We start from the raw sequence: 10,620 nt of genomic DNA on the forward strand, positions 1-10,620 counted from the left end.
GTCTGGCCCGTACCAGGCCGGAATCTGGTGGCCCCACCAGAGCTGGCGCGAGATGCACCAGGGCTGGATGTTGCGCATCCACTCGTAATAGGTCTTTTCCCAGTTCTTCGGCACGAAGGCGGTCTCGCCCTTCTCCACCGCCGCGATGGCGGGCTTCGCGAGTTCGGCGGCGTTCACGTACCACTGCTCGGTCAGCCACGGCTCGATCACCACGTCCGAACGGTCGCCATGGGGCACCTGGTGGGTGTGCGGCTCGATCTTCTCCAGCAGACCCTGCGCCTCGAACATCTCGACGATCCGCTTGCGCGCCTCGAACCGGTCGAGGCCGTGCAACGCCAGTGTCTCCCCCGGCACCTCGGCGCCCGCGAGGAAGTCCGCATTGCCTTCCAGCAGAACCTTGCCGAACTGGTCCAGCACGTTGATCTTCCGGAGGTCATGCCGCCTGCCGACCTCGAAGTCGTTGAAGTCGTGGGCCGGCGTGATCTTCACCGCCCCCGTGCCCTTCTCGGGATCGGCATACTCGTCGCCCACGATGGGAATGAGCCGGCCCACCAGCGGGAGGCGCACGTTCCGGCCGATCAGGTGCTTCAGCGTCTCGTTCTCGGGGTGAACGGCAACCCCGGAATCGCCTAGCATCGTTTCCGGCCGCGTGGTCGCCACAACGATGAACTCATCAGTCCCATCAATAGGATAGCGGAGATACCAGAGATTTCCCTTCACTTCCTTCTGCACCACCTCGAGGTCCGAGATGGCGGTCAGAAGCTTCGGGTCCCAGTTGACGAGGCGCTTGTCCTTGTAGATCAGACCTTCCTTGTAGAGCTGAACGAACACCTTGAGCACGGCCTGGGACAGGCCCTCGTCCATGGTGAAGCGTTCGCGCGACCAGTCGCAGGAAGCACCCAGCCGGCGGAGCTGGCGCGAAATGGTGCCGCCGGACTCTTCCTTCCACGACCAGACGCGCTGGAGGAACGCCTCGCGGCCCATGCTGCGGCGGTCGGTCTTGTTCTCCTTCTGGAGAAGCCGCTCCACCACCATCTGCGTGGCGATGCCCGCGTGGTCCGTGCCGGGCTGCCACAGCACGTCCTTGCCCTTCATGCGCTCGAAGCGCACGAGAATGTCCTGGATCGTGTTGTTGAGCGCATGCCCCATGTGAAGCGAGCCGGTCACGTTGGGCGGCGGAATCACGATGGTGAAGGGCTCGGCCTTGGGCTTTCGTCCCGGCTTGAAGAAGCCGCGCTGCTCCCATTCGGCATAGAGGCGGGCTTCCATTTCGGCGGGGGTGTAGGTCTTCTCGAGCATGAGGCGTCCGGCAACCGGTTGAGTTTGGGTGCGCTTAAACACCAGCCCGACACGGGGCGCAACCGCCTCCCCTCAGATGTGGGGCGGCGCCCGGCGAGCCTCTGAAACGAACATCACGCCGAGCTGGTCCGGACGCCGCCAGACCACCCGCACGTCCCGGGCCTGACGCTCGGAGGTGAAGACCAGCTGGAATTCGTTCGGCAGCACTGCAGGGTCTCCACACAGCAGCCTCGCCCCTTCCGGCGAGACGTCACGCAGGGTGCAGTCCACGACCGTGCGATTGTTGTGAAGCACCGCCTTCACCCGCTTCAGGACGCGAACGCGCCGCGTTCCGCGCTTCTCGGCGACCGGGTTTTCACTCTCCGTCATGGTATCCACCCCTGAATGGAGGGGAATTCTAGCCACGATTGAGTGAACGGAGTGTAAAACCGGCGGAATCCGCCAGCGCGGGTTGCCGCTGGAGCGAACGGTTGGCTAACGGCCGCTCCGCGCCACCCGCTCGATTTCCTCGCGCACCAATCGCTCGACGAGGGGCGGCAGGTTTTCGTCGAGCCACTGCTTGAGCATGCCGCGCAGCAGGTCCCGGGTCATGTCCTCGATCGAACGCTCCCCGGCGGCACGCGCAAGGACCGTATCGGCGAGGCGCCCGAAGGCGGATTGCACCGCAATGGCCGAATCGCCCGACAGAATGGACGGACCTCCCGCGGGAGCCGCGCCCGGCGGCCGGTAGGGCTCTCGCATCCGCGGCTCGTCGAAGCTCTCGTCCCTGGCGTCGACCTCCCTCTGGCCCGCCTCGCGCGTTTGCGGTTCAACCCTCTGGCGCTGCGGCTCCGCCGCGGGCCGGGCCATCGGGCGCGGCGGCTCGTGGTCGATCAACGCGGCGCGGAGCCGCGCCTGGGGTGGAGAGGCGTTATGCGGGTCGGCATCCCGCCAGCTGCGCCGCGGCGGATCGGCCAGGATGTCCGCTGCCGGCTCGGCCGGTCGCGGCGCTGGCTCGCGCAACTGGGCGCTTCCTGCCGAGCGCGAACGCGTGATCTTCTCCCGGAGCTGCTGGATCTCGCTGGCGGCGGCACTGAGGTCCTCGGCGGCGGTCCGCGGCGGGGGGGCCGGCGCCGGCGCACTGGCGCTGCGCATCGGCATCGCCGACCGCACATCCCCGATATCTTCGTGGATGGCCTTGCGGATCGAAGCAAGGAGATCTTCCATTCGCGGTTCTGCAGTCACGGCGCCCATCCTGGTCGGGACTCGCCAATCGCCCCGTCAAGCTAGAACTACGCGAGGGCGAAAGAATTGTCGATATGGCAGACTTGCCTATTCGCCGTTTCCGTCGATGGTTTCCACACCCGTGCCGATCCACTTGTTCCGCACGCGCAGGTAATTCGCCTCGGGATCATAAACCGGCACCTTGAGGCCGACGTCGCGGGCTGTGAGCTTGCCGATGGCGGCCAGCAGCTGGTAGCCGGCGATCACCCTGCTCTTCTCGGCCTGCACCTGCAGCACCTGCGCCTGCACGACCTCGCGCTGCGCATCGAGAACGTCGAGCGTGGTGCGCGTACCGGCCTGGTATTCCTGCTGAACGCCGCTGAGGGCCAGTTGCGCCGCGCGCACCTGCGTCCTGGTGTTCCTGATGATCTCGGCAAGACCGACGAAGGCGTTCCACGACTCGGCCACCGCCCGGCGCACGTCGCGGGCGATCTCGATCAGTTCGATGCGGCTCTGGCTGGCACGCTGCTTCGCCTCGCGCACCTGCGAATAGACCAGGCCCGCCTCGTAGAGCGGGATCGAGATCGCGGCGGTGATGGATGCGGAACGCTGGCCATTGCCTTCGACGCTGAAATCCGGATCGGCGGTGATGGCGGCGGCCCGCAGGTCGGCGCTGGGCAGCAGCCCGGAACGGGCCACGCCCACCTGGGCATTGCTCGCCACCTCGACGAAGGCCTGCGCCAGGAGGCGCGGGTTGATCTCGCCGGCGATGTCGAGCGCCGCCTTGAGCGAGGGCGGCAGCTTGCTGATCTTGGGATAGCTCAGCCTGCCGGGCTCGTTACCCACCATCTGCATGTAGAATGCCACGTCCTGGGCGAGGCGCGTCTGCACGTCCACCAGCGCCGTGCGCGATTCTGCAAGCCGGGCTTCAGCCTGCGCCACGTCGGTGCGGGTGATCTCGCCCACCGCGAAGCGTTCGTTGGAGGCCCTGACCTGCGCCTCGAGCGCCGACACGTCCTGCTTGCGGAGCGACACGAGCTGTCTCCCCGCATAGACGTTCATGTAGGCCTGCACCACGTTGAAAAGCATCTGCTGTTCGGTTTCCAGCAGGCCCTGGCGCCCGGCGTCCACCTGGGCTTCTGCCGCCCGGATGCTCTCCACGGTGCCAAAGCCGCGGAACAGCGGCTGATTGAGGCGGATGGCGAGGCTTCCCGATTCCGTCCTGTCCTGTTCCTGCTCTCCGGTGAAGAAGCTGGGGGCACGGCTCGATTCGCTCGTCACCTCGCCCTGCACAGTCACCGTCGGCCGCCAGCCGGAAAGGGCCTGGGGCACGAGTTCGTCTGTCGCGCGCTGCCCGGCCCGGGCGGCATTCAGGGTCGGATTGGTGACGTAGGCCTTCTCCATGGCCCCGAACAGCGTGTCCGCCCATGAATGGCCTGCCTGGAACGCCGCCGCCGCGGAGAGCGCCGCACCGAACAGCAGAGCCTGCAACCAGTTTCGCTTCATGGACTCACCATTTCCGTTCATCCGCTCAGAACATGAAAGCGGGCTTCTTCTTCCTGAAGCCCGGCAGCGCCGTCACCGACGCGTCGAACACCTGCCGGGTCGCGATTGCCGCCCCGGACTTCGTATAGACGCAAGCTTGCGCCATGTCCGCCTCGCCCACGGCTGCGACCAAACGCCCACCGTCGGCCAGCTGGTCGAGCAGCGCCTGCGGCACCTCCTCCACGCGGCCCTCGATCACGATGACGTCGAAGGGCTGGGAATCGGGAAGGCCACCTGGGAGCGCCCCCTCCTTCACCGTCACGTTGGCGAGCCCTTCGAGATTGCGGCGCGCTTCCGCCGCGAGGCCGGGATCGCACTCCAGTGCGAACACCTGCCCCGCGATGGCGGAGACGACGGCCGCGCCATAGCCCGTTCCCGCCCCCACCAGTAGGACCTTGTCAGACGGGCGGATCGCAGCGTGCTGCAGCATCCGGGCGAAGGCCATGGCCTCGATCAGCGCACGGCGCCCCACGGCGGCATCGGAGGGCTGGAGCGGCACATCCTCGTCCATGTAGGCGACCACCCGGCGGCTCTCCGGCACGAAGGCCTCCCGCGGCACGCGCTCCATCGCCGCGATGATGCGCCGGTCGGTGATGCCGTTGGGGCGCACCTGCGATTCGATCATGTTGAGACGGGCGGCGGTGAAGTCGGTCATGGTCGTCCTGGCTTGCGGCACGGAAAGTTCAATACACCCTGTTAGCGAAACACGCCCGCCAAGTCCACCTCGCCGCCGCCGCATGAACCGATTTGATGGGGGCAAGAAGAACGGGTTGTCTCTCCCCGGGCCTTCCACTATAAGCCGCGCCCGAAGGCCTCGTGGCGGAGTGGTTACGCAGAGGACTGCAAATCCTTGCACCCCGGTTCGATTCCGGGCGAGGCCTCCAGCTTCAATTCATCCCGCCCCCGCCTGCTTGATCCACGTCAAGCATTGCGCCTGCATTCGTTTGTAAACGTTTATGGGAAGGGGACGAGTTCGGGAGGCAGCGTATGACATGGTGGCTCACCGTCTTCTTCCTGCTGGGCGACAGCTGGCTCCCGGGCGACCGCTTCGACGGCTGGTCCTCGCGTGCTTATGCCAGCCGCGCGATGTGCGAGGAACGCCAGCGTTTTGCCGAGATTCAGACGGCCCGTCATCCTCTCCCTCTCGAGGCGCGGTGGGTGTGCAGTCCGGGCCGGCCGGCCGAGGAACTCCCGGAGGACGGTCAAATCGAGGTCGAGTGGCACTCCTCTCCGCTCTTGCTGGCCCCGAGTGGCGCCGGCTGCGGGGAGGGCCTCGAGGTCTTCACGCGCCGCGAGCTCTCCTGGATCGCGGAAGATGCCGTAGGCCTCCGCTACAGGGGCGACATCGCCCCACCGCTCATCGACGAGTTGCGGCGCGTGCTGCTCGAGGGGCCGCAGCGCTTCAACCACGTGGTGCTGGAACTGGACAGCTGCGGCGGGGAGTTGCGCTATGTCGAACAGGTCGTAGCACTCCTGGCCGATATCCGCGGCCGCATGGAGCTCACCACCCGCGTCATGGAGGGGGCAGTCTGCGCCTCGGGCTGCATTCCCGTCTTCATGCAGGGGGAAAAGCGCAAGGCGAGCGGCGCATCGGTCTGGGTCTTCCATGGCGCCCGCGGAGCGAACACCAACGTGCCGGACCCCGCGGCCACGCTCGACTATCTTGAGCTCATGACGGCAAGTGGCCTATCGGCCGAATTCCGCCGCAGCCTCGAGGCCGAAAACCGCATCTACCGTCCAGGCAGCTTCATCTTCAGCGGCTATGAAGTGTTCGAGATGCACCGCGCCGGCATCATCACCGAACTCCTGCCTCCCTGGCGCGAGGAGACGCCGGTCCTTCCGCCCGCACCAGTACCGCGCTGACCTGAATGGGGCTCAGCCGCGCCTGGCTTCCCGCGCCCGGCCATAGCCGAAGCGCACGGCGAGCCTCGGCCAGCGGCGGTGAAGCCAGGTCCCCAGGCGCACCGTCAATCGCCGCTGGAAGCGCCGCACCGGCGGAAAATCGACGGCGAGGATCGCCAGGCCCACCGGAACCATCCAGTAACCGAGCACCGGCAGGAAGCCGAGAAGCCCGCCCGCCACCATGCTCCCCCCAAGCGTCATCCGCGGCAGCCAGTGGCGCGGCACCCCGATGCGATAGCCCAGGATTCTGATCGTCGGCATTCCGGCGTGTCTCTCCCTGCGAGAAGTCTCGTCCCGCCCTATATGGGGATGCATGACGGCCATGAGCAGGGGGTTTCCCGCACGCGCAGAAAGTGCTTTTCCCCGCCCGAAGCGTCTGCTATAGGCGCCTCGTCATTCCCCGATAGCTCAGTTGGTAGAGCATTCGACTGTTAATCGAATGGTCCCTGGTTCGAGTCCAGGTCGGGGAGCCATCTTTCTCGCGAACAGCGGTCTCTTCCTCCTCCCCATCAGCATGCGATCAGCGTCGTTGTGCAATCCTGTCCGGAGTGTTATTGTTATCTAACTAACCGTTACTTGGGAGACGAAGCCTCATGTCCACCAAGCCAATCGTTCGGTTGTTGACGGTTTGTGTATGCGCGATGGCCCTGGCGGGCACCTCGCACGCCGAATCCCGCAGATTTCAACGGCCCAAGCAGGGAAACCAGCTTCTGGACTGGTGCTTCGACTGGGGAACCGGCTGTGGCGAAAAGGCTGCCACCGCCTGGTGCAAGAACAAGGGCTTCGCCAAGGCACTCACCTTTTCCAAATGGCCCGACGTGGGCGACACCCAGCCCACGCGGCTCATCGGCTCCGGCGCGGTCTGTGACCAGAAGATGTGCGACGCCTTCCGCTTCATCGTTTGCGCGACTTCAGGTTCCCAGACCTTCTCCGATCCCAAGCAAGGCTCCTATCGTCTCGATTGGTGCTACAGCTGGGGGAACGGCTGCGGCGCCCAGGCGGCGAATGCCTGGTGCAAGTCGAAGGGCTTCGCCGGCGGCGCCAGCTCCTTCACCATCGCTGCCGACATCGGCGATTCCCAGCCGACCCGGCTGATCAGCACGGGCGCGGTCTGCGATCAAAAGATGTGCGACGGCTTCTCGTCCATCACCTGTGAACAGTGAGCCGCGGCGGCCCTAGCAGCCCTGCGACCCTTGGTAGCGTGGACGGACGCTTTCCGCAGCGCTAAGTCGCGCGCCATGCGATTAGGTTGGCTCGCACACCTGGGAAGGCACCGCCGCGGAACCGCCCGCGCGGTGCTGCTCGCATTCCTGGTGCCCATGCTGCTGGCCGTCCTGCCGCAGCCCGTCTCATCCCTCGAACGCGATCTTGCCTTCTCCGTGTGCGGTTCGGAAACCGAGCCCGGCGCGCCTGGCCATGCATCCGCCGGTCATGATCACTGCATCCTCTGCAGCGCCGGGTGCCCTCATTCCGGCCCCGCCCCGGCCGAGCCTTTCCCCGCCTTCGCCCCGCCGGCGACAGCGCCCTGCGCCGCTGCCCGGAACACGGCCCGCATCGGCATTCCCCTGCCCCTCCGGGCCCTCCTCGATGCAATCCCGCCCCGCGGGCCCCCCGCCTCCCCTCTCGCCTGATCGAATTAGACGCGCGCCACTGGTCGCGCACCGGCTTCCATTCATCGAGAGAAAACAACATCCATGACCGCCATGGCAGAACCGCAGCAGCACACTGCGGCAAACATCAGGCTTTATCGTGCCGTCTGGCGCTGGCACTTCTATGCCGGCCTGTTCGTCATTCCTTTCCTCGTCATCCTGGCCGCGAGCGGCCTCGGCATGCTTTTCGTGACGGGCGTGTCGCCCGAATATGGTGAGTGGCTCGAGGTCGAGGCACGCTCGGGAACACTGGGCGTCGCCGATCAGATCGCGAAGGCCGAGGCTTGGCACCCGGGAGGCAGGCTCGGGAAGTATGTCACCCCCTGGGGGCCGGGCCGCCCCGCCCTCGTGCGGATCGATCTTCCAGCCGGGAACCGCATGCTCGCCATAGACCCCCACGGCGGAGAGATCCTGCGCGATACGCCGGAGACGGGAACCTGGAACGAATTCCTCACCAACCTCCATGGCGAGTTGCTGATCGGCGGCAATGGCGGCGTTGGTGACGCGGTGATGGAAATCGCCGCGAGCCTCGGCATCACGATGCTGGCGACCGGCCTTTATCTGTGGTGGCCACGAAATGGGCGGGGCCTGCTGGCCTCTCTGAAGCCTGATCTTTCCCTGCGTGGCCGGGCGTTATGGAAATCCCTGCATGAAAGCGTCGGCATCTGGATGTCGGTGTTCCTGCTGTTCTTCCTGGTCTCCGGCCTCGCCTGGTCGGGCGTCTGGGGCGGGCGCATGGTGCAGGCCTGGAGCACCTTCCCGGCCCAGAAATGGGACGATGTGCCCCTCTCCGATCAGACCCACGCGGGCACGAACCACGGCGCGGCGAAGGAGGTGCCCTGGACGCTGGAGCAGACTCCATTGCCGGAGTCTGGCTCTGCGGCGGGCGTCGAGGGTCTGCCTCACGGCGTGCCCGTCACGACGCAGGCGCTCGTGGCCCTGGGAAGGGACATCGGCTTTGAGGGCCGCTTCCAGATCTCCGCACCCACGGATGAGACGGGCGTGTGGACGCTGAGCCAGGACTCGATGAGCTATGACAGCACCAATCCCACCGCGGACCGCACCGTCCATGTCGATCAGTACACCGGCCGGATCCTGGCAGACGTGAAGTTCGCGGATTATCCCTTCTTCGGGAAGGTCATGGCCATCGGCATCGCCCTTCACGAGGGCCAGCTCGGCTGGTGGAACGTGGCCCTGAATGCGCTGTTCTGCCTTGCGGTGATCTTCGCCTGCGTCTCCGGTGCCGTCATGTGGTGGAAACGCCGCCCGGCGGGGCGCTTTGCCGCGCCGGTTTACCCGCGCGAGTTCCGCCTCACCGCCGGCGTCTGCGCCATCGCGCTCGTTCTTGGCTTGGCCTTCCCTATGGGCGGCGCAGCCATCCTCGCCTTCGCGCTCATCGACGCGCTCCTGCCCCGGCGCCTCAAGGAAGCCGGATTCCAGAACACCTGACGCCCCACGCATCCAAAGGAAAAACCCATGAAACTCTTCAAGGAAATCGCCTTCGCCACGGCCCTTACGCTCGCCTCCGTCTTCGCCGCCACCGCCGGCGAGGCGCATGAAGTGAAGGCCGGCGATCTCGTCATCGGCCACCCGTGGTCCCGCCAGTCGCCCATGGCGGCAAACGTCGCGGCGGGCTTTCTCGTCATCACCAATACTGGCATGGAGGACGACAGGCTCGTCAAGGCCACCGCCGAGATCAGCCCCACCGTGCAGCTCCATGACATGAAGATGGAGGGCGACGTGATGAAGATGGTGGAGATTCCGGAAGGCATTCCCATTCCCGCGGGCGCCACGGTGGAACTCAAGCCGCGCTCGCTCCACATCATGTTCATGGATTTGGCCGCCCCGCCGCAGCAGGGGCAGCTGTTCAAGGGCACGCTCACCTTCGAGAAGGCGGGAACCGTCGAGGTCGAGTTCGAGGTGCTGGCCCCCGGCGCGGTCATGAACTGAACCCGGCGGCGGGAGGAAGAGTGATTCTCCTCCCGCTCCCTTTGCGGAGTGGAACACGATGAAGACCTCCCACAAGGTGCTCGCCTTGTCCGCCGCGGTGTTGCTGGCGCTCGGCGCCGGGCTCTTCCTTGCAAGGGATGCGCTGCGCGAGAAGGCCGCCTCCGTCGCGCTGGTCGGCGGCCCCTTCAGGCTCGCCTCCAGCCGCGGCGGCGAGGTCGATTCGGAAAGCCTCCGCGGCAAGCCTTACGCCATCTTCTTCGGCTTCACCCACTGCCCCGAGGTCTGCCCCACGACGCTCTACGAGATGAGCACGCTCCTGGCGAAGCTCGGCGATGATGCGAAGGACCTGCGGGTCTTCTTCGTCACGGTCGACCCCGCGCGCGACACGCTGGAGGCCATGCGGGACTATGTCTCCAACTTCGACCCCCGCATCGAGGCATTGGTGCCGACGGAGGCGCAACTCGCCCGCATCGCCGCCGATTTCCGGGTCTATTACGCGAGGGTTCCCACCAGCGACGGCGGCTACACCATGGACCACACGGCGCTCGTCTATCTCATGGATGCCGATGGCGATTTCTCTGGCACCATATCCTATGGCGAGGCGCTGGAAACGCAGGAGGCGAAGCTCCGCAAGCTCATTTCTGCCCGCTGAGGCCACGCCCGGGAATTTTCGGCCGGTCCCCGTGTTGGCCCGGAGGACCCCGAGCGGAGGATTGCCCTCATGCCAGAGTCCAAGCAGCCCGCGAACGCGGACCCGCGATCCTCGCCCCCGAAAAACCGGTGGGCTGACAGCACCTTCCCGCATTTGACGGAACCGGTCCGCTGGGGCATGTCTAGCGGCATGGATATCAAGCAAGACGTCATCGCCGCGATCGGCAACACGCCGTTGATCAAGCTCCGAAAGGCTTCCGAACTCACCGGCTGCACCATTCTCGGCAAGGCCGAGTTCATGAACCCCGGCCAGTCGGTGAAAGACCGGGCCGCCCTCTTCATCATCCGCGATGCCATTGCCAGGGGCCAGCTCCCGCCCGGCGGCACCATTGTGGAAGGCACCGCCGGCAACACCGGCATT

13 protein-coding genes and 2 tRNA genes are annotated in these 10,620 nt (G+C 66.1%); 9 read left to right on the forward strand and 6 right to left on the reverse strand.

Going from position 1 to position 10,620, the window contains the following annotated elements; translation table 11 throughout:
- The 5 genes from ACK4HL_RS20085 to ACK4HL_RS20105 all read right to left on the reverse strand — a co-directional run.
- Positions 1-1,299, reverse strand: a 1,299-nt coding sequence (locus tag ACK4HL_RS20085) for a valine--tRNA ligase (protein WP_409764537.1), incomplete at its 3' end; no start/stop codon positions are given.
- Between the two features lie 72 nt (positions 1,300-1,371).
- Complete coding sequence (locus ACK4HL_RS20090; RefSeq protein WP_409764540.1) at positions 1,372-1,668, reverse strand: PilZ domain-containing protein; 297 nt, start codon at positions 1,666-1,668, stop codon at positions 1,372-1,374.
- A 105-nt stretch (positions 1,669-1,773) separates the two neighbouring features.
- Positions 1,774-2,505 carry a DUF2497 domain-containing protein gene (locus tag ACK4HL_RS20095; protein ID WP_409764543.1) on the reverse strand — a complete coding sequence of 244 codons (732 nt, stop codon included), beginning with the start codon at positions 2,503-2,505 and terminating at the stop codon, positions 1,774-1,776.
- 105 nt (positions 2,506-2,610) lie between these two features.
- Entirely contained in the window at positions 2,611-4,008 is a 1,398-nt protein-coding gene (locus ACK4HL_RS20100; protein ID WP_409764546.1) for a TolC family outer membrane protein, read from the reverse strand.
- A 25-nt stretch (positions 4,009-4,033) separates the two neighbouring features.
- On the reverse strand, positions 4,034-4,702 hold the full coding sequence (locus ACK4HL_RS20105) for a protein-L-isoaspartate O-methyltransferase family protein (protein ID WP_409764549.1): 669 nt from the start codon (positions 4,700-4,702) through the stop codon (positions 4,034-4,036).
- A gap of 155 nt (positions 4,703-4,857) precedes the next feature.
- On the opposite strand from ACK4HL_RS20105, the gene ACK4HL_RS20110 reads away from it, so the two are divergent.
- Both ACK4HL_RS20110 and ACK4HL_RS20115 read left to right on the forward strand, forming a co-directional pair.
- Positions 4,858-4,931: transfer RNA gene (locus ACK4HL_RS20110), tRNA-Cys, on the forward strand.
- A 103-nt stretch (positions 4,932-5,034) separates the two neighbouring features.
- Positions 5,035-5,910, forward strand: coding sequence for a hypothetical protein (locus tag ACK4HL_RS20115; protein WP_409764552.1), 876 nt, complete (start codon positions 5,035-5,037; stop codon positions 5,908-5,910).
- Positions 5,911-5,922: 12 nt separating this feature from the next.
- On the opposite strand, the gene ACK4HL_RS20120 is transcribed toward ACK4HL_RS20115, so the two are convergent.
- Positions 5,923-6,210, reverse strand: coding sequence for a hypothetical protein (locus tag ACK4HL_RS20120; RefSeq protein ID WP_409764555.1), 288 nt, complete (start codon positions 6,208-6,210; stop codon positions 5,923-5,925).
- 136 nt (positions 6,211-6,346) lie between these two features.
- Between ACK4HL_RS20120 and ACK4HL_RS20125 the strand changes: the two genes are divergently transcribed.
- The 7 genes from ACK4HL_RS20125 to ACK4HL_RS20155 form a co-directional block, all read left to right on the forward strand.
- Positions 6,347-6,422 (forward strand) — tRNA-Asn (locus ACK4HL_RS20125).
- Positions 6,423-6,590: 168 nt separating this feature from the next.
- On the forward strand, positions 6,591-7,112 hold the full coding sequence (locus ACK4HL_RS20130) for a hypothetical protein (RefSeq protein WP_409764558.1): 522 nt from the start codon (positions 6,591-6,593) through the stop codon (positions 7,110-7,112).
- A gap of 132 nt (positions 7,113-7,244) precedes the next feature.
- Positions 7,245-7,580, forward strand: coding sequence for a hypothetical protein (locus tag ACK4HL_RS20135; protein WP_409764561.1), 336 nt, complete (start codon positions 7,245-7,247; stop codon positions 7,578-7,580).
- A gap of 63 nt (positions 7,581-7,643) precedes the next feature.
- Entirely contained in the window at positions 7,644-9,047 is a 1,404-nt protein-coding gene (locus ACK4HL_RS20140; RefSeq protein WP_409764564.1) for a PepSY-associated TM helix domain-containing protein, read from the forward strand.
- 27 nt (positions 9,048-9,074) lie between these two features.
- Positions 9,075-9,548 (forward strand): copper chaperone PCu(A)C, encoded by a 474-nt coding sequence (locus ACK4HL_RS20145; protein WP_409764567.1) that lies wholly within the window; start codon positions 9,075-9,077, stop codon positions 9,546-9,548.
- Between the two features lie 58 nt (positions 9,549-9,606).
- Positions 9,607-10,200, forward strand: a complete 594-nt coding sequence (locus ACK4HL_RS20150; protein WP_409764570.1) for an SCO family protein — start codon at positions 9,607-9,609, stop codon at positions 10,198-10,200.
- Between the two features lie 177 nt (positions 10,201-10,377).
- Positions 10,378-10,620: pyridoxal-phosphate dependent enzyme (locus ACK4HL_RS20155; RefSeq protein WP_409764573.1), on the forward strand; the 243-nt coding region annotated here is incomplete at its 3' end.

The sequence above is a fragment of the Aestuariivirga sp. genome (genome assembly GCF_046294715.1).
GTDB lineage: Bacteria > Pseudomonadota > Alphaproteobacteria > Rhizobiales > Aestuariivirgaceae > Aestuariivirga.